General features: G+C 60.6%; 26 protein-coding genes and 1 pseudogene. 13 read left to right on the top strand and 14 right to left on the bottom strand.

Translation table 11 applies throughout. The features are described from left to right. Nucleotides 1–177 precede the first annotated feature (177 nt). Nucleotides 178–579 carry a VOC family protein gene (locus tag GM668_RS28520; protein WP_155442368.1) on the top strand — a complete coding sequence of 134 codons (402 nt, stop codon included), beginning with the start codon at nucleotides 178–180 and terminating at the stop codon, nucleotides 577–579. Between the two features lie 6 nt (nucleotides 580–585). Here the strand turns inward: GM668_RS28520 and GM668_RS28515 are convergent, their stop codons facing one another. After that, entirely contained in the window at nucleotides 586–780 is a 195-nt protein-coding gene (locus GM668_RS28515) for a hypothetical protein (RefSeq protein WP_155442367.1), read from the bottom strand. A gap of 78 nt (nucleotides 781–858) precedes the next feature. Between GM668_RS28515 and GM668_RS28510 the strand changes: the two genes are divergently transcribed. Further along, nucleotides 859–1,077: a helix-turn-helix domain-containing protein gene (locus GM668_RS28510; RefSeq protein WP_229500046.1), complete on the top strand. Its 219-nt coding sequence runs from the start codon at nucleotides 859–861 to the stop codon at nucleotides 1,075–1,077. A gap of 61 nt (nucleotides 1,078–1,138) precedes the next feature. On the opposite strand, the gene GM668_RS28505 is transcribed toward GM668_RS28510, so the two are convergent. Beyond that, on the bottom strand, nucleotides 1,139–1,354 hold the full coding sequence (locus GM668_RS28505; protein WP_155442365.1) for a hypothetical protein: 216 nt from the start codon (nucleotides 1,352–1,354) through the stop codon (nucleotides 1,139–1,141). Nucleotides 1,355–1,477: 123 nt separating this feature from the next. On the opposite strand from GM668_RS28505, the gene GM668_RS28500 reads away from it, so the two are divergent. Both GM668_RS28500 and GM668_RS28495 read left to right on the top strand, forming a co-directional pair. Next, on the top strand, nucleotides 1,478–1,969 hold the full coding sequence (locus GM668_RS28500; RefSeq protein WP_211923470.1) for a Panacea domain-containing protein: 492 nt from the start codon (nucleotides 1,478–1,480) through the stop codon (nucleotides 1,967–1,969). Then, on the top strand, nucleotides 1,966–2,355 hold the full coding sequence (locus GM668_RS28495; protein ID WP_155442364.1) for a hypothetical protein: 390 nt from the start codon (nucleotides 1,966–1,968) through the stop codon (nucleotides 2,353–2,355). Before GM668_RS28500 ends, GM668_RS28495 begins: the two co-directional genes overlap by 4 nt. Nucleotides 2,356–2,363: 8 nt before the next feature. On the opposite strand, the gene GM668_RS28490 is transcribed toward GM668_RS28495, so the two are convergent. The 4 genes from GM668_RS28490 to GM668_RS28475 form a co-directional block, all read right to left on the bottom strand. Beyond that, on the bottom strand, nucleotides 2,364–2,822 hold the full coding sequence (locus tag GM668_RS28490) for a hypothetical protein (protein WP_155442363.1): 459 nt from the start codon (nucleotides 2,820–2,822) through the stop codon (nucleotides 2,364–2,366). Nucleotides 2,823–2,966: 144 nt separating this feature from the next. After that, the gene (locus tag GM668_RS28485; protein ID WP_170305896.1) at nucleotides 2,967–5,459 is read right to left on the bottom strand and encodes a CehA/McbA family metallohydrolase; all 2,493 of its coding nucleotides are present in this window, start codon (nucleotides 5,457–5,459) and stop codon (nucleotides 2,967–2,969) included. 180 nt (nucleotides 5,460–5,639) lie between these two features. Next, nucleotides 5,640–7,601: a methyl-accepting chemotaxis protein gene (locus GM668_RS31650; RefSeq protein WP_308506851.1), complete on the bottom strand. Its 1,962-nt coding sequence runs from the start codon at nucleotides 7,599–7,601 to the stop codon at nucleotides 5,640–5,642. A 202-nt stretch (nucleotides 7,602–7,803) separates the two neighbouring features. Next, nucleotides 7,804–8,505 carry an XRE family transcriptional regulator gene (locus GM668_RS28475; RefSeq protein WP_229500044.1) on the bottom strand — a complete coding sequence of 234 codons (702 nt, stop codon included), beginning with the start codon at nucleotides 8,503–8,505 and terminating at the stop codon, nucleotides 7,804–7,806. A 128-nt stretch (nucleotides 8,506–8,633) separates the two neighbouring features. Here GM668_RS28475 and GM668_RS28470 point away from each other — a divergent pair, with 128 nt between their 5' ends. Further along, nucleotides 8,634–9,011: a hypothetical protein gene (locus GM668_RS28470; protein ID WP_155442361.1), complete on the top strand. Its 378-nt coding sequence runs from the start codon at nucleotides 8,634–8,636 to the stop codon at nucleotides 9,009–9,011. A gap of 102 nt (nucleotides 9,012–9,113) precedes the next feature. Continuing rightward, nucleotides 9,114–9,626, top strand: a complete 513-nt coding sequence (locus tag GM668_RS28465; protein ID WP_155442360.1) for a hypothetical protein — start codon at nucleotides 9,114–9,116, stop codon at nucleotides 9,624–9,626. On the opposite strand, the gene GM668_RS28460 is transcribed toward GM668_RS28465, so the two are convergent. Then, entirely contained in the window at nucleotides 9,623–10,636 is a 1,014-nt protein-coding gene (locus GM668_RS28460; protein WP_155442359.1) for a zinc-binding alcohol dehydrogenase family protein, read from the bottom strand. The two genes, GM668_RS28465 and GM668_RS28460, sit on opposite strands and share 4 nt — an antisense overlap. A 102-nt stretch (nucleotides 10,637–10,738) precedes the next feature. Here GM668_RS28460 and GM668_RS28455 point away from each other — a divergent pair, with 102 nt between their 5' ends. Continuing rightward, on the top strand, nucleotides 10,739–11,647 hold the full coding sequence (locus GM668_RS28455; RefSeq protein ID WP_155442358.1) for a LysR family transcriptional regulator: 909 nt from the start codon (nucleotides 10,739–10,741) through the stop codon (nucleotides 11,645–11,647). A 3-nt stretch (nucleotides 11,648–11,650) separates the two neighbouring features. On the opposite strand, the gene GM668_RS28450 is transcribed toward GM668_RS28455, so the two are convergent. Next, nucleotides 11,651–11,881, bottom strand: coding sequence for a hypothetical protein (locus GM668_RS28450; protein WP_155442357.1), 231 nt, complete (start codon nucleotides 11,879–11,881; stop codon nucleotides 11,651–11,653). Nucleotides 11,882–12,107: 226 nt separating this feature from the next. Here GM668_RS28450 and GM668_RS28445 point away from each other — a divergent pair, with 226 nt between their 5' ends. From GM668_RS28445 to GM668_RS28430, 4 genes are read left to right on the top strand one after another with little or no spacing between them, the layout of a single operon-like run. Next, nucleotides 12,108–12,827, top strand: coding sequence for a catalase family protein (locus tag GM668_RS28445; protein WP_155442356.1), 720 nt, complete (start codon nucleotides 12,108–12,110; stop codon nucleotides 12,825–12,827). Between the two features lie 5 nt (nucleotides 12,828–12,832). Beyond that, nucleotides 12,833–13,558, top strand: coding sequence for a phosphatase PAP2 family protein (locus GM668_RS28440; protein WP_155442355.1), 726 nt, complete (start codon nucleotides 12,833–12,835; stop codon nucleotides 13,556–13,558). Next, nucleotides 13,555–14,448, top strand: coding sequence for a diacylglycerol/lipid kinase family protein (locus GM668_RS28435; protein WP_170305895.1), 894 nt, complete (start codon nucleotides 13,555–13,557; stop codon nucleotides 14,446–14,448). Before GM668_RS28440 ends, GM668_RS28435 begins: the two co-directional genes overlap by 4 nt. Before the next feature lie 15 nt (nucleotides 14,449–14,463). Beyond that, nucleotides 14,464–15,285 (top strand): metallophosphoesterase family protein, encoded by an 822-nt coding sequence (locus GM668_RS28430; RefSeq protein ID WP_155442354.1) that lies wholly within the window; start codon nucleotides 14,464–14,466, stop codon nucleotides 15,283–15,285. Here the strand turns inward: GM668_RS28430 and cls are convergent. Continuing rightward, complete coding sequence (cls, locus tag GM668_RS28425) at nucleotides 15,273–16,655, bottom strand: cardiolipin synthase (RefSeq protein WP_155442353.1); 1,383 nt, start codon at nucleotides 16,653–16,655, stop codon at nucleotides 15,273–15,275. The two genes, GM668_RS28430 and cls, sit on opposite strands and share 13 nt — an antisense overlap. Nucleotides 16,656–16,765: 110 nt before the next feature. Here cls and GM668_RS28420 point away from each other — a divergent pair, with 110 nt between their 5' ends. After that, nucleotides 16,766–17,839 (top strand): porin, encoded by a 1,074-nt coding sequence (locus tag GM668_RS28420; protein WP_155442352.1) that lies wholly within the window; start codon nucleotides 16,766–16,768, stop codon nucleotides 17,837–17,839. Here GM668_RS28420 and GM668_RS28415 read toward each other — a convergent pair whose 3' ends face one another. From GM668_RS28415 to GM668_RS28400, 4 genes are all read right to left on the bottom strand, one after another. Beyond that, nucleotides 17,840–18,385 (bottom strand): DUF3617 domain-containing protein, encoded by a 546-nt coding sequence (locus GM668_RS28415; protein ID WP_155442351.1) that lies wholly within the window; start codon nucleotides 18,383–18,385, stop codon nucleotides 17,840–17,842. It lies immediately after the preceding gene. 46 nt (nucleotides 18,386–18,431) lie between these two features. Next, nucleotides 18,432–18,578 carry a lmo0937 family membrane protein gene (locus GM668_RS28410; RefSeq protein WP_154373617.1) on the bottom strand — a complete coding sequence of 49 codons (147 nt, stop codon included), beginning with the start codon at nucleotides 18,576–18,578 and terminating at the stop codon, nucleotides 18,432–18,434. A gap of 135 nt (nucleotides 18,579–18,713) precedes the next feature. Further along, nucleotides 18,714–18,929: a hypothetical protein gene (locus GM668_RS28405; protein ID WP_155442350.1), complete on the bottom strand. Its 216-nt coding sequence runs from the start codon at nucleotides 18,927–18,929 to the stop codon at nucleotides 18,714–18,716. Between the two features lie 168 nt (nucleotides 18,930–19,097). After that, nucleotides 19,098–19,808, bottom strand: coding sequence for a glycine zipper 2TM domain-containing protein (locus tag GM668_RS28400; RefSeq protein ID WP_155442349.1), 711 nt, complete (start codon nucleotides 19,806–19,808; stop codon nucleotides 19,098–19,100). 109 nt (nucleotides 19,809–19,917) lie between these two features. On the opposite strand from GM668_RS28400, the gene GM668_RS28395 reads away from it, so the two are divergent. Then, nucleotides 19,918–20,664: a Crp/Fnr family transcriptional regulator gene (locus GM668_RS28395; protein WP_155442348.1), complete on the top strand. Its 747-nt coding sequence runs from the start codon at nucleotides 19,918–19,920 to the stop codon at nucleotides 20,662–20,664. 46 nt (nucleotides 20,665–20,710) lie between these two features. Here GM668_RS28395 and GM668_RS28390 read toward each other — a convergent pair. Continuing rightward, a pseudogene (locus tag GM668_RS28390) lies at nucleotides 20,711–20,848 on the bottom strand (IS1595 family transposase); the annotation flags it as partial.

Raw genomic sequence — 20,848 nt, 5'->3', positions numbered from 1 at the left:
TTGGGGCATTCAGGCAAAGGTAACGGAGATAAGGAAGTGGTTTATGAAGGGCGCTCAACTTCTAGCATCTTGATTGCAACGCAGCCCACACCGCCAACTTTTTCCCGCACCCCCGTCGATTTCATGCATCATCATCCGTCGTCAAGATGCACCCCCTCATCTTCCTATGGAGACATCATGCACAAACAAATCATCTTCAACCTGCCCGTCAAAGACTTGAACAAATCCCAAGCCTTCTTTTCCGCCCTCGGCTTTACGTTCAACCCGCAATTCAGCAACGACAACGCGCTGTTCATGAATATCGTCGACGGCAGCATCCACGCCGTGCTGTCAACGGAACCGTTTTTCCAGTCGCTCATCAACAAGCCTGTCGCCAAGGCAAAAGAGGCCAACGAAGTGGTGATCTGCCTGAGCTGCGAGAGCCGCGAAGAAGTGGACAGCCTGATTGCCAAGGCGCTTGCCGCAGGCGGCACCACGCCGCACCCGCCGGAAGATCACGGCTTCATGTACGACCAGGGTTTCGAAGACCTCGATGGCCACCTGTGGAACCTGGTCTGGTCGGAGCAGCAGTTTTCGTAACGGCCCTCAGCCCAGCCACAACAGCACGCTCAGCGTGACAAACGACGCGCTGGTGGTCAGCACCAGCGCTGCGGCGCTGCGGTTTTCCAGCCCGTAGGCTTGGGCCACGATGGGGTAAATGCTCATCATCGGCATCGCTGCCATCAAGATGGCGGCGCGGCGCAGTTGCGGGTCGGGCTGCGCCTCCGCTGGCTTGCGCAAACAGCGTCACCGTGCGGCTCAGCGGCATAGGCACTTGCCACTGCCGAATATCTGCGCATGTTTGAACAAGAGCGAACGTTGATTCCGCATGAAGTCATCAGCGCGACAGTGGATGGCGCCACGCCGGCACGCGCGTGGCGCGAATATTTGCAATTGACGCAAGCTGAAGTCGCACAGCGCCTGCGGATTTCTCAACCTTCATATGCCAGGCAGGAAAGCAGTGGCCGCTTGCGTCCGCAAACGTTATCCGAGCTGGGAGCTGGCATGGGCATCCTTCCTGAACAACTGGACTTTTAACAAGTTCACTAAACAATAAGGGCAGCGTTCGCTGCCCCAATGACGCGTTATTTGACCGCGTTCAATGCTCCGTCATGCCCCGCAAATTTTCAATGTCGGCCACCGCCATCTTCCAGCTGGCTTCGCCACCGCACGCTGCCAGCATGTCGAGCGGTAGTTCTACCTGCTTCAACGTTTTGCCGTCCAGCGAAATCGTGTAGCGCATGCTGGTGAAATCCACGTCGTAGGTTTTCCGCATGCCTTGCTGGCGGGTATAGGTGTCGTGTGCTGCTGCCATAAGTCCTCCCATGAAAGCGTGTGATGCCAGTCTAGCACGCTGTGCGCCGGCCGCGCGTACTTGTATTTGGCTGTATGAACACCCAGTGTTAAACTGTCCATTAACCCATACCGGAACCGTGCCATGCTGTACAGCCCCAAAGCCATTGCCAATTACTTTCTCGACCTGGCGCGAGCCAGCGGGCAGGGTATTACGCCGATGAAGCTGCAAAAGCTCGTGTATTACGCGAACGGCTGGTATGCCGGCTATACCGGCCAGCCACTGATTGATGAAGCTGTCGAAGCGTGGCCGTATGGCCCCGTGATTCCATCGCTGTACCACGAATTCAAACGCTACGGCAGTGCGGAAATCGACAGCAAGGCTGCCGAGGACGGCAACGAAGTGCCGCCGCCGGCCGATACGGAATTGCGCCAGTTCCTCGACAACGTGTGGAAGCAATACGGCCAGTTTACGGGCATCCGCCTGTCGGAAATGACGCATGCGCTGGGCAGCCCATGGGACTTGACGTGGAAAGCCGCGGCCGGCGTGCGCAATGCCGGAATCCCGGTTGAAACTATCGTGCGCCATTTCAAACAGGCGGCCGACACTGCCCAGCAAAGGACCCATCAGTCTTGACGATTCCTACTCAGCCAGCACCGGCCGAAGCGCCGGGCGCGCCGCCTTCAATTGCGTCCGTCACGATCGACGCCAGCGCGGAGCCGACCCAGGCGCCATCGGCCAATGTCACGGCGCAGGAAGAAGCGGAATTTTACCGGCGCTCCAGCGCCACATTCCAGCTGGAACAAAACCGCCAAAACCTTGGCGTATTGGGCCGCTTCTTTGGTTCCAGCAACGCCGCATCGACCAATATCGCGGGCGCCGTCGTCGGTGTGTCGCTGGTCGGCGTGATCGTGACCTTGTTTTTTCCGGGAAATGCGGAATTGGCGGAAACCCGTAAAGGGTTGATCGGCTTGATAACTGCCGCGCTGAGTTTTATTTTCGGCGCAGCCAGCAAGAAATAATCAGAAATTTAATAGTCGAAGCGGTTGCTGCCATCACGCTTGCGCATGGCGCCGCCGGCCAGTGCCGGTTCATTGGCCAGCGCTTCGCGTTCAGCCCGTTCCTGTTCACGCTGGCGGCGGCGTTCTTCCTGCGCGGCTTCTTTGGCGCGGAGCTGGTCGACCACCCGCTGCTGCACATTGCGCTTGCGCACACAATCCAGGTACAAATTGACCTTTTGCATCATGGCAGCCACCCACACGAAACCAATCAGGATGGTGACAAAGCCAAAGCCGTTTTGCCACATGCCGTAATTCTGGTCGATCACGCTAAACAATGGCCGTGCGCGTTCCAGGCTGTGCTCGCCAAACACGATCAGGCACCCGGCCAGAAGACCCGTAATAACGGTTCCGGCGATGTGCCGTAAACTGGTTTCGACTTGCCAGTCCAACAACTCTAGCAATTCGATGGGATCGTAATGGTGAGACATGAAAACCCTGCGCACTGATGCTGACTATACAGCTACAATTATGTCACAAAATTCCTTTTGGGAAAGCAATGGTGACAGAGAATCACCGGGAAATCATCATGAAAGTAAGTAGCGGTGGCCGGGGCCGGCCACCGCTGGACAGGCTTACTGCACGTTGACCGCTACGTCATCGATCAGGAACGACGTCTGCACCGTCGACCCTTCGATGCCTTCAAAGTAAATGCGCACGGTTTGTCCCTTGTACGCATCGAGGTTGAAGGTGCGCTGCACGTAGCTGGCGCCCTTGTTCAAGTTCGAGTACGTGGCCAGGGTGGCCAGCACGGCGCCGCTGGTATTGCGCACTTGCACTTTCAACGTGTCATACGCTTGCGTGGTCGTGGTTTCATCGGACGATACTTTCAGCCAGAACGACAGGCTGGCGGTGGAAGCTGTCGATGGGATCGCCACTTGCTGGTACAGCGTATCCGTGTGCGCCGAACCATAGCCATTGAGCCAGGCTTTATAGCTGCCCGTGCGCGCTGCCGCGCTGGCGTCGTTGGAAATCACGCCGCTGGTGGCGGTCCACGACGTGCCGCCTGATTCAAAGCCGCCGTTGACGATCAATTGCTGCGCCGTGACGTTGTTGACGGAAAATGCCACGCCGGCCGACGTCGTGCTGTTGCCTGCCGCATCATATGCTTTTGCCGTCAGCGTATGGCTGCCATTGGCCACGGTAGTGGAATTGAATGCCAGCGAGTAGGGCGCCGTGCTGGCGCTGCCTTTCAGGGCGCCGTCCACATAGAATTCCACGTTCGTCACGCCCACGTTATCGCTGGCGCTGGCCGACAGCGTGATGGTGCCGCTGGTGCCGGACGACGAAGCCGAGACCGTTGGCGGCGTAGTGTCGGCGGCGCCCGCGCCCTGCGTCACCCACACGGGCGCCGACCACAGGATGTTGCCGTCGTTCTGCGTGACTTTCGCATAGTAGAAGTGCTCGCCGTTGGCCGGCGTCACCGTGGTGGATGCCGACGACGACAGTTGCGTGACAGTGCCATTGCGTCCTGGCACGCCTTCGAATATCTGCACGGTGGACGCGGTCTTGCCGCTGGTGCTGGCGAAGTTGGCCGTCAAGGTCAGCGCGCCATTGTTGCTGAAGCGCTCGCCCATCATGTGGCCATTGGCCGTCAGCACCAGTTGCGACGTTTTATCCATGGTGGCGAAGACGCGGCGGGCGCGCACGGCTTCCAGCATGGATGCCTGCGTCAGCGCCGTGCCGGCCGGGATCAGCACGGCAGTGCGGTTGGTGTATGACGCGCCCCAGTTCGCGCAGTGGTTGTCCTGGTTCGACGAAAACGCCACGTGGAAACCCGCTTCCAGTGCTTTCTTGCACGCGCTTTCGTAATTGCTGCGGCCGGTTTCCGATTCCGTCGTGTTGGTGGAAAACGCGGACGTGTTCAACACTTCGCACAGCGCCATGGCCTGGTCGCCATCGGCCGTGTAGCCCAGCGCGACGCCATTGGTGATGAACTGGCCGCTGCTTTCCGGATGGTTGAATTGGCCGACCCAGCCGCGCTGGCGCATCAGCGTGTACAGCGATGCGTAATCATTTTTTGCCACAAAAGTGTCAGCCAGCAATTGGCCGCTGCTGTTGCTTTCCCAGCCCACCAGTTCATTGGCGTTGAGGATGTTCAGGTGGCCGCCGTTATTGATGACGCCCCATTCCATGCCATACATGCCCAGGAACGACGGGTTGGCAGCGTTGTAGTTGGCTGCCGCCGTCAGGCCGGACTGGTACAGCGCCTTGGCAGTTGCAGGGCTGGCCGACGTATTGGTGCTGTCGGAGCCGTCATACATGTGGTTGTGCTCGGACGCCATCAGGAAATCCAGGCCGCGGCCTTTTGCATAGGCGTAAGCATCGGCGGGGCCGTAGGCGGCGCTTTGCGGCGCCTGCGCCCCCGTGCACGACGCCAGCTCGCCGCCGCCATCGCTGTGGTTGGTTTGGCTGTGCATGTTGCCGTAATAAACCGTGTAAGGCAGGGAAGCGGTGGCCGCCACGGCGCCCTGGCGCGTGCGCTGCTGGCCGCCATCGGCAGCCTTTGCCGCCTTGGCTGCGGCAGCGCTGTTGGCGCCAGACGGCATGGCTTTGAAGGCGGGCATCGCTGGCGCCTGCACCTGGCCGATTGCCAAGTCCCACGCCTGTTCAATGACTTCCGCATCCTTGCGGGCCAATGCCTGGGGCACGGCGACGTCGGCGGCGCCGGCCGGGCTGTCGGCCGCATCAAGCGACACCGCGCGCAGGCGCACCTGGTAAATGCCGTCGGCCAGGCTGGCGCGGCCGCTGCGGCCATCCCAGTCGACGTTGACTTGCACGGTACCGTGGTGCAGCGCTTCGACGCCGCTCCACTGTTGCAGCACGTCGCCGTTTGGCGTGATCAATTCCAGTTGCCAATGCACGGATTGCGGCTGTTGCACGTGCGGATAGCTGAAGGCCAGCGTAAAGCTGCGTGCATCGCGGTCGGCGGCGTTGGCGGCCGCCTGCGTCCGGTACGGCGCGTGCAGCGTGGCTTCGAATTCCCGGTGGTCTGCTTCCGATGCGTAGGCGGCAACGGTGGCGGCGCTGGCGAGCGCCAGCAAAGTGAGACGTGGCAGGTTGCGCATAATTCCCTCTTTTAATTTTCAGTAAATAGTGACAGCGAGGCCACTATGCACTTGCAAAACAAGAGGGACAAATTCAAATTAGCTTGGAATTTAAGACGAAATATTTATAAACCGCTTTGATTTGTCTTAAATCAAACAATATGGGGATTTTGTTTTATTTCAAACAAAATCCCCACAGGATTAAGCAATTCCGTTAATGGAAACGAGAGAAAGCTTTCGTGGAGTTAATTGTGCCGGGCTTTGATAAGAATAGCCAGCGTCGCGTTCATGCAACGTAAATACGGCCACGGCATCCTGCAAGGTCGCGGCCTGCTGCTGCAAACTTTCCGATGCGGCGGCAGCCTGTTCCACCAGCGCGGCATTTTGCTGTGTCATTTCATCGATCTGGCTGATGGCCTGATTGACTTGCTCGATGCCGGTACTTTGTTCCTGTGCCGCCATCATGATGCCCGCCATGATGCCGGTAATGCGCTCCACGCTGGCCACGACGTCATGCATGGCTTTACCGGCTTCACTGGCCAGCGCATTGCCTGCCTCGACTTTTTGCACGCTGTCGGTGATCAATTCCTTGATTTCCTTGGCGGCGGACGCCGAGCGCTGGGCCAGCGAACGTACTTCTGACGCCACCACGGCAAAGCCCCGGCCCTGTTCGCCGGCGCGGGCAGCTTCCACTGCCGCATTCAGCGCCAGGATATTGGTCTGGAACGCAATGCCGTCAATCACGCTGATGATGTCGACAATGCGGCGCGAACTGTCATTGATGGCGCCCATGGTGTCGACCACTTGCGCCACCACCTGGCCGCCGCGCGCCGCCACCGACGTGGCGCTGCCGACCAGCTGGTCCGCCTCGCGCGCATGTTCGGCGCTGTTGCGCACAGTGGCCGTGATTTGTTCCATCGACGCGGCGGTTTCTTCCAGATTGGACGCCTGTGCTTCCGTCCGCGACGACAAATCGGCGTTGCCGGTGGAAATGTCGTTGGACGCTTCGCCGATGGCGTTAATACTGCCGCGCACGCTGCTGACGATGCTGACCAGGCTGTCATTCATGGCTTTCAGCGCCCGCATCAATTGCGCGGTTTCACTGCTGCCGCCGGTATCGATCTGGGCGGTCAAATCGCCCTGCGCAATGCGTTCGGAAATGTGCACGGCTTGCTGCAGCGGCATGCTGACGGAGCGGGCGATCAGGCGCGCCAGCAAGCCGGCCAGCGCGATCAAGCCTGCCATGGCGCCTATCATGATCCAGCGCGTCTTGCGCAAGTCGCTGACCTTGTCATTCAACATGATTTCCAGCTGGCGGCTGGCCGCCTGGTTAACGGCAAATTGCGCGTCGATGGCGGCGGTGGTCTGCGCGACATATTCGGTGCCAGGGAATTCCAGCGTTTCCGGACGGACGATATGCGTGTTGGCCAGCTGCATGACTTTGTTCGTCAAGTCATAGGCGCTTTGCCACTGGGCTTCCAGCTTGTCGCGCAGGGCCGGGTTGGCAACGAAGGCTTTATTCAAGGCAGTATGGGTTTGCGTCAAACGGTCGTTGACCCGGCCGATGATGGCGGCCAGCACTTGCCGGTCTTCCAGCGTTGCTTCATGCTTGGCCAGCAACCCCGCGCCTTTTGCGCGCATCTTGCCCGTTTCTTCCGTCAGATAGGGCAGCTGGTAATACATGGATTGAATCAGCTGGTACGTGTCGACGTCCGGATCCAGGCTCAGGCCGAACAAGTCGCTGGTCAGGTCATTGACCACCAGCAGTTTGGGGATCAGCGCCGTATGGGCCGTATAGCTCTCCGGCACGGTAATGGCGCCGCTGCTGATCCGGTTGCGCAAATCCTGCCACTCACGCTTGGGCGTGGCCCACGCATCGTCGATGGCTTTATTGTTGAAGTCTTTGACCAGCGCATCGAATTTTTCGTAAGCCTCGTCAACTTCTTTTTGCTTCGCTTCGCGCTTATCCTTGACGCCTTCCACGCCGCCCAGCACCAGTGCGGACAAGCCGCGGTGCTGCTGTGTCAGCTGGATCACCTTCAAAATCGTGGCGGTAGGCTGCAAGCCGGCTTGTTCGCCCAGCGCAGCGTCGAGCGTCTTGCCTGCTTCACGCATATACAGCGTGGCAGGGATGCCTGCCAGCACCAATGCGATGACGCTCAATATGATGAATTTCTGCCAAAGTAATAACCTGTCCAGAACAGAGTTAATATCCACGGGATCCCCCAAACGGTAATGTCTTTATTTTAGGAACGACTTTTAAATTGATTCTATGCCCTATTGCCGTGGATTACGAGGAAAGGTGTTGTATGCACGCCTGGAAAATAATTGAATTTAGTCAAGTTTCCTTAAGGCAGTTTGTCGGTTATATCCGGTCACTTTCTTTTCGTACGACACGGCCAATCACGATGCAGTCAGCGCCCCGGCACACTTTGCGGTGGTATTTACGCTGATCGGGGTTGTCGGACGTCAGCCACCACTGGCCCGCGTCGCGCACCAGCCGCTTGACGACGGGTTCACCTTCGTAATTGAAGGCATACACGAGGCCGTCAACCAGCCGGGTATCTGCCGTGTTGATGATGACCAGGTCATCTTCATACAGCGACGGTTCCATACTTTCGCCCTTGACGGTAATGCCGATCAGGTATTGCGGGTCATAGCCGTTGCGGTCGGCCCAGTCGCGCGGGATGCTGATGGTGCTGCCATCGTGGGTTTCCGGCTCGACGGCAAAACCACTGATGCCTGCCGATAGCCGCAGCCTGACTTTATCAATGCGGTAAAAGCGGTCGTCCTCGTCGCGCGCCACTTCCACCGGCGTAAAGCGGGGCGCCGTAGCGGGGGCGCCGTGGCGCTCGCGCCGTCCCGTGCCTTCATGCAGCCATTCAAATGACACGTGGCACGCCACCGCCAGCGCTGCCAGCGTATGGGTTTCCGGCCCTTTCTTGCCCACCCCGTTCAGGATGCGGTTAATGGTCGGTTGAGGGATACCGGAAGCACGCGCCAGCGCACTTTGCGAGTCGTATCCCGCTGCTTTCATGGCTTCATTGAGCCGCGTAGAGATGTCCATGCTGGGACTATACATCCATGCATAGTTTGACGCAAATTATTATTCAAACGTGTATTGATCCCGTATTCATTCTTGTATATATTGGCAACAGTGCAGAGCTTGCCGACCCTCACCCAGAAAGGAATCCCATGCCAGAACCCGCTGTTACCACTGCGTCGATCGCGATTGCGGCCGGCACCATTACGCTGAGCGGTTCGCTGTTCGGCGTGCAATACGATGCCTTGCTGGCCGGGCTGATCGGCGGGCTGGTGTCGCTGACGTATTTGCCTGCGATGTCCTTATTGAAGATGGCAGGGACAGTGGCGGGATCGGCCTTGCTGGCGGGTTTTTTTGCACCGGTGCTGGCGGCGGCCGGGCTGCACTTTTTCCCGTGGCTGCAATCGGTGGGCGATTTCCTGCGCCTGGCCGGGGCGGCGGCATTAGGGCTGGGGGCGCAAGTGCTGGTGCCGGCAGGGATGCGGCGTTTGCGGGCCATGGTGCAGGAGAAAACCGGCGCCGCGAAATAGCCGCTGCGTACGAGTTGCCGCATGCTGTGCGCCAATTGATGGCGTGCGCCAGCTATACTGGATTTGCTGCGCGCGTTTGCTGCGCATCAGTGGAGAGTGCCCATGCGACCGCATCCCGTCAACTTGACGATCTGGGACCGGCTGCAGAAGTTGCGGCAGCTGGAACAGCGCCTTGCCGCCGTTGGCGTGCCGGCGGCGCTGGCGCGTCTGCCATATTGGCTGTTTTCCATCCAGTATTGCTGGGAAATGGAATCCAAGATTATCCGCATCCGCCGCATCGGCGCCCGGATTGAAGCGTGGCATGAATCCATGCACCGGCTGTGTACGCGGGATGGCGCGGAAATCGAACTGGTTGATGTCGGCATGGGCATGCGCGACGATATCGAAGCCACCAAACGTACGCTGGCGGATTTGCGCGACATTTGCGTTGATGTCACGCGCCTGTTTGACGGCGTCGGTTACAGTTCGCGCCGCCTGATGCGGCTGCAGGAAAATTTCGTCGCCCTGCTGAACCAGTCGTATGACACGGCCAGCGCGTTGCAAAGCATGCTGCATGAACATGATGAGCGGGCGCTGGCATTGCTGCGCGAATTACATGGCGGGAGCGGCGCTTAGAAGCCTTCCAGCACAATCTTGCCCTTGGCGCGGTTGCTTTCAATCAGCGCATGCGCACGCTTCAAATTCGCCGCGTTGATGGCGCCAAAGCGTTCGCCCAGTGTGGTTTTCAGCACGCCGCTATCAACCAGCGCGGCCACATCATTGAGCAATGCATGCTGCTGCGCCATGTCGTCCGTCTGGTACATCGAACGCGTGAACATCATTTCCCAGTGCAGCGACACGCTCTTTAATTTCAGTGCGCGCACATCCAGCGATTCCGGGTCATCAATCAGCGCCAGCTTGCCTTGCGGCGCAATCAGGTCGGCAATGGCGGCAAAGTGCTTGTCCGTGTGCGTCAGCGCAGCCACGTATTTTACGGGCGGCAAGCCCAGGCGCTTGATTTCTTCATTCAATGGTTTGCTGTGGTCGATGACGTAGTGCGCACCCAATTGTTCCACCCACGCTGCCGTGTCGCTGCGCGACGCCGTGCCGATGACGGTCAAGCCTGTCAGCTTGCGCGCCAGTTGCACGAGGATGGAGCCGACGCCGCCCGCCGCACCAATGATGAGGATGGCTTCACCGCGCTGTTCCGGCGTGCGCGGCACTTGCAAGCGGTCGAACAGCATTTCCCATGCGGTGATGGCAGTCAGCGGCAAGGCGGCAGCTTTGCCGAAATCCAGGCTGGCCGGCTTGCGGCCGACGATGCGTTCATCCACCAGGTGCAATTCACTGTTGGTGCCCGGACGCGTCAGGTCGCCTGCATACCATACTTCATCGCCGGCCTTGAACAGGGTCACGTCCGGGCCCACGGCTTTGACGATGCCGGCCGCATCCCAGCCCAGCACTTTGGCCTGGCCTTCGGCAGGCGCGACGTTGCGGCGGATTTTCGTATCGACCGGGTTGACGGAAACGGCTTTGACTTCCACCAGCAAGTCGCGGCCGGACACTTGTGGCGCCGGCAATTCGATATCGACCAGGGCATCGGCATGTTCGATGGGCAGGCTGGCGTGGTAAGCAATGGCTTTCATGGGGTGACTCCTCAGTGTGTTTGCGATGGGAGTATCATCATTTATTTCGAAGTGCAGAAAAAGACTGCCTTCATAGAAACACTTTCAAAGGATTTTTGAAAATTGCTGCGATTCGATGATTTATCCGTGTTCGTGCGGACAGCAGACGAAGGCAGTTTGTCGGCGGCAGCGCGCACGCTGGAAATGTCGCCGGCACTGGCTTCGGCTGCCTTGAAACGGCTGGAAGGCACGCTGGGTTTGCGTTTAGTTGTCCGCACCACGCGTTCGCTGCGGCTGACAGATGAGGGCGAGCAATATTTGCTGCATGCGCGCGAAGCGCTGCGGCAATTGAAGGAAGGGCACGACAAGCTGGTGCAGCGCAAGGAAACGCCGGGCGGCTTGCTGCGCATCGCCATGCCGTCCGACCTGGGCCGCAATACCTTGCTGTACTGGCTCGATAAATTCCAGGCCCAGTATCCGAACGTGCAATACCAGTTGAGCGTCAGCGACCGCCAGGCGGACATGTTCCGCCAGCCGGTGGACCTGGCGCTGCGCTATGGGCGGCAAGACGATTCCACCATGGTGGCGATGCCGATCGCGCCCGATAACCGGCGCGCGCTGGCGGCTTCGCCCGAGTATGTGCGCAAGCATGGCAAACCCGCGTCGCTGGCGGACCTGGTCCGCCACAACTGCCTGTGCTATGTGCTGGAAGACGTGGTCCACAACCGCTGGACGTTTTACCCGCCTGATGGCAGCGGGGACGGCAAGCCGGTCACGCTGCTAGTGCAAGGCAACCGCTGTGCCGATGATGCCGACCTGGTGCGGCGCTGGGCCGTCGCAGGGCAGGGCATCGTGTACAAATCACGCATGGACCTGGCCGATGATTTGCGCCATGGCCGCCTGCAAATTCTGTTACCGGAGTGGCTGGGGGAGCCGACGCCATTGCACCTCGTGTGCATGCACCGGGCGCAAGTGACGCCGACCGTGCTGCTGCTGCGCGACTTTTTACGCGAGCAATACCAGCAGCTGTGACAATCAGTGCATCGATGCCTTCGACAAGATCAGCAGCCAGCGGCGCAGCAGCAGGATTTCCACGTGGCCTTGCTGGACACCGGTATCGCATTCGATCAGCGGGTTGACGGCATAAAAACGCTTGCGGAAGTCACGGCATACCAGCACCTCGCGGCGGCCAAAGCGCGCCAGGAAAGAAGTCGGGGCATATTCCAGGCCAAAACGGGAGCCGAAGCTGCTATTCATGGTAGTCATTGCTATTCCTTCGTAATGAGGTGAATGATGAGTGCGTGTTATCTGTTGTGTGTTGTGTGCTGCAATGGATAACACTGTATCACAACTACTGTTTGAAAACACAGTACTGTATGAAAAATCAGTAAATTTTGTCATCTGTTGTTTTTTTGAACAGTTTTATGTGCGCTGGCATACCGACGCCGACCGCCACGCAGACGACAATCGCGCATGGAAAAGGAAAGTCATCATGAGCGACACATCACACTATTCATTCGACGAATTCACCAGCCACGGCTTGCTGCAAGCGGAATTGCGTGTGCTGGACCATTTACCCCCGTCGCTGGCGCAAGGCATCTTCAGCAAGGCGGCGTGCTATCCGGCTGTCGTGCGGCTGTCGTCCGCGCCGCTGCTGCGCGGCATGGCCGTCAAAGTCACCGTGCCGGACGGCGGACGCATGGCAGAGCAGGACTTCGTCATGGGCGGCGCGCCGGACCGGCGCTTGCTGGGCGAAACGTATTTCAGCCAGGCGCGCATTCATTACGGCGACCATGTGGCGCAATTGTGCGCCGTGTCGGCGTCGCGGGGCCAGGCGCCGCGGCGCTTGCCAGGCCCGCAGGGCTTGCGCGACGCGTTCATCGAACACTTTGCCCGCCATGGCGCGGAATGGGAATTGCGCGTGTGCCTGGAATATGGCGGCTTTGGCTGGCTGGAAGACGCCAGCCACTATGTGCCCGTGGCCCGCATCATCGCCCGTCCACAGCCCGCATGGAGCAGCATGCTGGCGCGCGCGGCGGAGGGCGCCGTCACGTTCAGCCCGTGGCAATGCGTCGATGAACACCGCCCGATGGGCGCCATCGTGCGCGCGCAGCGCGACGGCTATGGCGCGTCCGCGCGCTTCCGCAGCGGCTATGGCGCCGGTAACATGTCGGAACCTTATAACACCGCAGCGCCATCAGCGCCGAATTGATTGCCTTGACTACCCGCGCCCACTCCCGCGTACTGCGTTTCATTGAAGCCCGCCTGGCCCCGGATACGGAATTCGGCCTGCACCTGACTGCCGGCGTATTGATTATCGCCATCGCGGCGGTTTTGTTTGCCGGGCTGGCCGGCGACGTCGTGCGGCTGAGCGGGCTGGCCGCGTTCGATGCCCAGGTATCGCACTGGCTGCACGGCTATGCGTCGTCGCCGGACTGGCGCGCGCTGACCGTGCTGATGCTGGTGCTGACACATGCGCACAGCGTGGCGGGCATGGTGGTGCTCACTGGCGCGCTGGCATGGCTGCTGTGGCGCCGGCGCGAACGGTACTGGCTGCTGGCGCTGTTGCTGTCGGTACCGGGAGGCATGCTGTTGAACGTGCTCGTCAAGCACCTGTTCCAGCGCGCGCGGCCGGCCTTTGATGATCCGCTGGTGAACCTGGCCACGTACAGCTTTCCCAGCGGCCATACCTCGTCCGCCACCTTGCTGTATGGTTTGCTGGCATCGTACCTGGTGATGCAGGCGCGGCAGCGGCATACGCGGGTAGTGGCCGTGCTGGCTTGCGCCGCAATGGTGTTGCTGGTGGGGGCCAGCCGCATGTACCTGGGCGCGCATTATCCAACCGATATCGCCGGCGCCATGCTGGAAGGGGCGGGGTGGCTGGCCGTGTGCATCACCGGGGTATCGACGTGGCGCCGCCGGCGCGAAGGACGCGCGCTGTGAATACGCCGGTTGCCGTCATCATCAATGCCGGCGCCGGCTTGGGCTATTGCGCGCAATTCCAGCAGCAATTGCATGAAAAATTTGCCGCCCATGGCATGCTGGCCGACATCACGCTGGCCCACAGCGGTACGGAGCTCATCGAGGCGGCGCAGGCGGCGCGGGCGCGCGGCGTGGCCATGGTGGCGGCCGGTGGCGGCGATGGCACCATCAATGCCGTCGCTTCGGTGCTGGTGGATACGCCGGTCCGCTTTGGCGTGCTGCCGCTGGGCACACTGAACCATTTTGCAAAGGATTTGCGGATTCCGCTGGATCTCGATGGCGCCATTGCCAACCTGGCGCACGGCCGGCCCGCGCGGGTGGATGTGGGCGAGGTCAACGGGCGCATTTTCCTGAACAATTCCAGCCTGGGCCTGTATCCGGACATCGTGCGCGACCGCGAACGCCAGCAGCGCCGGCTGGGGCGCGGCAAATGGCTGGCGTTTTGCTGGGCGGCGCTGGCCGCGCTGAAGCGCTATCCTTTCCTCAGCGTACGGCTCGACATCGATGGCGCAGCCCATGCGCGGCGCACGCCGTTTGTTTTCATCGGCAACAATGTGTATCAAATGCAGGGACTCAATATCGGCGAGCGCGAGCGGCTCGACAGTGGTGTGCTGAGTTTATATGTGGCGCAGCGCCCCACGCGGCTGGGCCTCGTGCGCCTCGCATGCAATGCATTGATGGGGCGGCTGGCGCAGCAGCGCGATTTCGACGTGGCGACGGCGCGCGAATTGACGATTGATTCCCGTAAAATGCGCTTGCGGGTGGCGACGGATGGCGAAGTCACCATCATGCAGCCGCCGCTGGCGTACCGTATCCGGCCCGGCGCGCTGACCGTGGTGGCGCCGCGCTGAACCAGGGAGAATGCTATGCGGACGCTGGTGCATTTATCGGACTTGCATTTTGGACGCATCAACGAGGCGCTGCTGGCGCCGCTGCGCGCCTGCGTTGAGCGGCTGGCGCCCCACGTGGTGGTGGTGTCGGGCGATTTGACGCAGCGTGCCCGCAGCCATCAATTCCAGCAAGCACGGACGTGGCTCGACACCTTGCCCAAGCCGCAAATCATCGTGCCGGGCAACCATGACATTCCCATGTTTAACGTCGCAGCGCGCTTCCTGGCGCCGTTGAGGAAATACAAGCGGTATGTGACGGCTGACCTGGCGCCCGTCTATATCGATGATGAAATCGCCGTGCTGGGATTGAATACGGCCCGTTCGCTGACCATCAAGGATGGCCGCATCAACCGCGAACAGGTGGCGTGGCTGCGTCAGCGCTTTGGCGCATTGCAGGACGGGGTGGTGCGCATTGTCGTCACACACCACCCGTTTGATTTGCCGGCGCACGCTAATCCGGACGATTTGGTGGACCGCGCACCGATGGCCATGCAAGCGTTCGCCGAATGCGGCGTCGATGTGTTATTGGCCGGCCACGTGCACAGCAGCCACGCGGGCAGCAGTGACGACCGTTACCCGATTACCGGCTATGCAGCGCTGGCGGTGCAGGCCGGGACCGCCACCTCCACCCGCACGCGGGGCGAGGACAATGCCTTCAACGTGCTGCGCATTGAACCGGACCACGTGCACGTTGCGCGCTACCAGTGGAATGGCGAGGAATTCGTGGCAGACAGCGCCGATACGTTTTGCCGTGTTGGCGATGCGTGGAAAGCGGAGCACTGCCGTCACAGCCAGTAATCCCACAGGCGCGCCGACCATTCCTTGAAGCGCATGCTCCAGGGCCGCGCGCGCCACGCATCGAGCGTGACTTCCGTGGAATTTTTCACGTCTTCCTGGAACGCCCGCTCCATTTCATCGCCGAATCCGGCGCCCATGATGACCACGCTGACTTCACTGTTGTGCATGAAGCTGCGCGTATCGAGGTTGGTGGAGCCGACGGTGGACCAGACGCCGTCAATCACGGCAGTTTTCGCGTGCAGGACGGCCAGTTTCAATTCATGGATTTTCACGCCGGACGACAGTAAATCATCATAGAACGCACGGCCGGCGTGGAATACGAGACCGCTGTCCGACACGCTGGGCAACACGATACGCACGTCGACGCCACGGCGCGCCGCATCTTTCAGCGCCTTCAGCGTTTGTTCATCCGGCACGAAATACGCCATCGTAATGTGGATGGATTTTTTGGCTTCCTGCATGGCCAGCAGGTACGCCTTGTAAATTTCAAACTTGCCGCCAGGCTTGCTGCCCAGCACGCGCACGATGCGGTCGCCCTGCGCCGTCAGCGTGGGGAAGTAATCCGCATCGCGTAAGTCATCGGCATCCTGGTTGGTCCAGTTCTGGATGAACATCCATTGGAATGCTGCGACAGCCGGGCCTTCAATGCGTACGTGCGTATCGCGCCAGCCGACTTGCGACGGGTCCGCGGGCCGCGTCTTCGAGCGGAAGGGGGAGCTCTTGGAATACGTATCGCTGATATTGATGCCGCCGGTAAAGGCGACCTTGCCATCGACAATGAGGATTTTGCGGTGGTCGCGGTTGTTGACCTTCCAGCCATTGCCCCGCACCTTGGCGGGGTTGATGGGATTGAACGCCACCAGCTTGATGCCGCCCGCGCGCATGCGGTCGAAAAATGCTTGCGGCACGCCGATGGTGCCCACGCTGTCATACATGATGTTGACAGTGACGCCCTGGCGCTGCTTGTCCAGCAGCAGGCTGGCAAACTGTTCGCCCAGTTCATCCTGGTCGAAGATATACGTTTCAAAGTTGATGTTGTTTTTTGCCTGCGAAATCGCCGCCATCATGGCTTTCATGGTTTGCGGGCCGTCGAACAGCAAGTCCACCTTGTTGCCTGCGATTAGCGGCACGCCCGTGGCGGCTTCTTCCAGCGCGGCTTGCTGCGCCAGGTCCAGCGCGCCTTTGGCCCACCGTTTCTTCAACAGCGACACGGCGGCCGGGGCAGGCACCTTGCCATGCGGCGTTTCAATATTCGGCGCGGCGACCGGCGTGATGACGGCCGGTGCGACCGGCGGCAGCGACGCGCACGCCATCAGCGACCAGCACGTCGCCAGTACAGCAAGCCAGCAGCGGAATTGTCGGATATTCATAGTGTTGAATTGTAATGAACCCAGCCATAGCTGGCGCATGGTTGGTGCTGCTGGCGAGTGTGTGCGCGCGCACAGAAATGCAGGCTGTGGCAGAGGTACAGTAAGCCATCATGAAGACCTCGCACTGGATCATTGTGTTGCTGATGCCATTGCCGGCCATGGCGCAAGACCAGCCGGCTGCCACCCTATATGGCACGCTCGATGCGGGCGTGGTGGCGGAGCGGGGTTGCACCACGGCTTGTCCTGCCACCCGCGTTTCCAGTGGCGTGGCGAGCGAATCCCATGTGGGCATAGCAGGGCGCGAAAAACTCAACGGCGACGTGGCTGCCGTATACCGGCTGGAGGCCGGGGTGCATGCCGATACGGGCGCCGGTGATCCGGATAAATTGTTTGGCCGCCAGGCATTCATTGGCCTGGACAGCCGCTGGGGCGTGCTGACGTTGGGCCGCCAATACAGCTTGAGCTATGAAGCGCTGACCGGCGTGGCCGATCCATTCCATGGCGGCATGGCGGGCGCGGCCAGCAATATTGCTGGCTCTGCTGTCCGGCGCTTCGACAACACGGTCAAATACGTGACGCCGACTGTCAACGGCTGGAGCGCCGGCGCAATTTACAGCTTTGGCGAATCGCCGTTCAGCAATAAATTCAACCGCGCTTATGGCGCCATCATTGGTTTCGAACACGCGCCGTTCACGCTGCGGCTTGCGCACCAGCGCCGCTATAACCTGTCCGATGCGACGGGCGTGGTGCCGCTGGTTGACTATTCATCGCGCAACACGCTGATTGCCGCCAACATGGCGCTGAAGTACGCGACGATTTACGTGGGGTATGGCGTCAACCGGGGCTTTGGCAGCGCGCCGTATGACCCGGTGGCGCCCTATGGCACGATGGTGGTGCCGGCCTTTACCGACCGCAGCCGCGATTTGATTGCCGGCATATCCGTACCATACGGTAACGCCACGTTCATGCTGTCGGCGATCCGCAAGGATGACCGCTCCGCCGCCAACCGCGATGCAACGCAACTGGCGGCCGGCGTCACGTATGCGCTGTCCAAACGCACCAGCGTGTATGCCGCCTACGGCAAGATCGATAATCGCAACGGCGCCCGCTATACGGTCGGCAATGCGTCAGAACGGGGCAGCGGCAACCGCGCCCTGACCATCGGCTTGCGCCATTCATTTTAATCACTTGGGTGCTTTGGCGCCGCAATCCGCTGACAGCCACCGTCCCGACGCATCGACCGTCATGGTTTCCGGCTTGCCCCGCGCCGTACTGGTGACATGCATCGTTGTTGTATAGGCGGAATCGCCTTGCAGTGTGACTTGCCCGGTGCCGCTCGATGGCGGATTGTCGCACTTGAAGCTGACGTTCATGCCGGTTGCGGTCGGTGTCGACGTGCTGGTGCAGTGGCCTTGCTGCGACGTGGGAATTTCGCGGCGCGCCGCCATTTCCTTGGTGACGCAGTACGTGACCTTGACGCTGCCGTCGCCATTCATGGCCATGCCCACGCCTTGTTTGGCCATCATGTCTTCGATCATTTTCCGCTGCTCCGGCGCCATCGCGGCCATTTGCTTCCTGGCTTCGGCCATCGCTGCCATGGCCTGGCTGTTGCCGGACTGGATAGTGCTGGTGATTTCCCACAGGCCCGGACGCATGGTGTCTGCAGCCAGGGCGGGGAAAGTGAAGGAGGCGGCCGCAGCGAGGGCGGCCAGAAGCGGGATGCGGTTCATAGCAACTCCTTGGCGTGTGAAGTTGCCAGCATACACCTGTGTGGCGCTATATGCCCCGTCCGCTGATCAGGCGCAGCAGCACCATAATAATGGCGACCACCAGCAGCACGTGGATAAAGCCACCGATCGTGTACGACGTCACGACCCCCAGCAGCCACAGGATAAGCAATACAACGGCAATTGTGTAGAGCATGATAGTTTCCTCTCGACTTTTAGGTTAAAGGGAGCAGGGCCTTTAGGCCGCGCATCCTCATTTCAGCTTTCAAGAGACTTCATTATCTGCGCCGTTGTCCTGAGCATCTGTACGTTGCCGTACAGTGCTGTAACCTCAGTCGCCGCGTGGCAGGGTTGGTGCTTGCACGACCCAGCCCAGCAAGCCGCACAGGCCCGTGGCGCCTACCAGCCCGGTCAGCAAGCCACCCGTCAACAGCAAGGTGGCTGTCACTTCCGGCGACGCGGTTTCCGGCATCGCCAATTCGTTGTATCCCAGCCGGGCCAGCATCAAGCCAGCCAGAATGGTCCAGGCCCACAGCAGCTTTCCCATAGCGTTCTCCACGGATGAGTTGTTTCGAACGATTGTCAGCGGCGGGCAATGGGCCGCTCTGTGCGGTATCACACCATATGGCTTGACACTACAAAAATGCAACATTTACTTATTGGAAAGAAACAAAAAACCCGGCCGCAGCCGGGTTGAAGACGGGATCCCGCTGGATTACCGGGAATGCAGCGCACCGTTGACGATGCGGACCGGGTCGCCAGGACGCCAGCCCGGCTGGGCGCTTTGGTGGAAAGTGCGGACTTTGCCGTTATCCATGCGCACCGTGATCACATACGTGTGCGTGGCGCGGGCATTGCCTTCCACCTGGTTGCCGACGACGGCGCCGCCGACCGCACCCGCCACCGTGGCCAGCTGGCGGCCCGTGCCGCCGCCAATCTGGTGCCCCAGCAGACCGCCGACCACGGCGCCGGCGCCGGCGCCCAGGCCGCTGCCCTGAGCGCGATGGGTTTCCTGGTGAATGCTCTCCACCACGCCGCAACTGCTGCAAACAGCTGGCGCGGCAGGCGCCTGGGCCGTGTGGTACGCAGGTTCCACTTCACGCACCGGCGCGGTGTTGCGGGCCGGCGTGTAATCGCGAGCCGGTGCGGGGCCGGCCACGTAGTTCGACTGTGGCGCGGTACCGGAACCGCTGGCGCCATAAGAAGAAACGCCGGAAGAAACGCCGGCGCCTGGCGCCGCAGTGGAACCATAGGCGGCGGACGTGCCGGAATCGCCCACGGCATACGCCGGGGAGGTCGCCTGCGTGGCCGTGTCGCTGGTGCGCGAGGGCAGCCAGCCCAGTATCGATGCAATGCCGAACGTGCAGAACAGCACGACGGCGACCGCTGCAACCAGCAGCAGCGGGTGGGTACGGTTGGTATTCATGGTTGTGTCCTCATCAGTTACTCAATGCTGCATTGTCCCGCGCCGGGCCGTGCAGTTCCGTGCGTCACCGTACATACATGGGTATAGCCTCCCTTTACGCTTTGGAGCCATGAACCTCACCTATGTCCACCATTCCGGAAGCCCTGTACCGCCGCATGCGGCAGGCAACCGCTTGCTGGCCAGCTTGCCGGAAGAAGATTTGCTGCATTTGGAAACCATGTGCGACAGTGTCCACATGGGAATGGGCGACGTGCTGTATGAACCGGGCCAAGCCATCGAATACATTTATTTCCCCACCGACGGCTTGATTTCGCTGCTGGCCGTGGCGGAAGGGCGGATGACCTTGGAAGTCGGTTCGGTCGGCCGCGAAGGCATGATCGGTTCATCCGTGGCGCTGGGCCACCAGCTGGCGCAGGTGCGCGCTGTCGTGCAGCGCGCGGGCGGCGCTACGCGCATTCATGCGGCAGATTTTTGCCATGAATTTGCGCGCATGGAATCGCTGCGCCAATTGCTGTACCGGTACACGGACACGCTGCTGGCGCAGGCGATCCAGATCGCCGTGTGCAGCCGCTTCCACGTGCTGGAAGCGCGCTTGGCCCGTTCGCTGCTGATTACGCGCGACCGCCTGCAATCGGAAAAATTCCACCTGACCCACGAATTCCTCGCGCATGCACTGGGTGTGCGCCGCGTGGGCGTCACCAAAGCCGCCAGCGCCCTGCAGCAGCAAGGCTTGATTACATACAGCCGCGGCAATATTGAAATCCTCGATTCCGCCGGGCTGGAAGCCGTGTCGTGCCGCTGCTATGAAATGGTCAAGGATACCGGCAGTATCGGCATGGGCAACGTCTTCCTCTGATACCACGTTTCGTCATTTTCTCCCTCCCCCCCCCAAAAAAAAAGGGCTATGTCACCACAAACCGTGGAAAGTGCCCAATCGCTGCTTTCAGCATACTTTCGGGGGTATCGATGCGGCCTGCATCAAGCACGCAGCGCCAGCCCAGGTAATTGGGCAGGTAGCGCGTGGCGACGCCGTGGAACCG

The organism is Pseudoduganella ginsengisoli (assembly GCF_009720865.1).
GTDB classification, from domain to species: Bacteria; Pseudomonadota; Gammaproteobacteria; order Burkholderiales; family Burkholderiaceae_D; genus Rugamonas; species Rugamonas ginsengisoli.
Note: the sequence above shows the minus strand (reverse complement) of the source record. Positions and strands in the feature narration are given on the sequence as shown.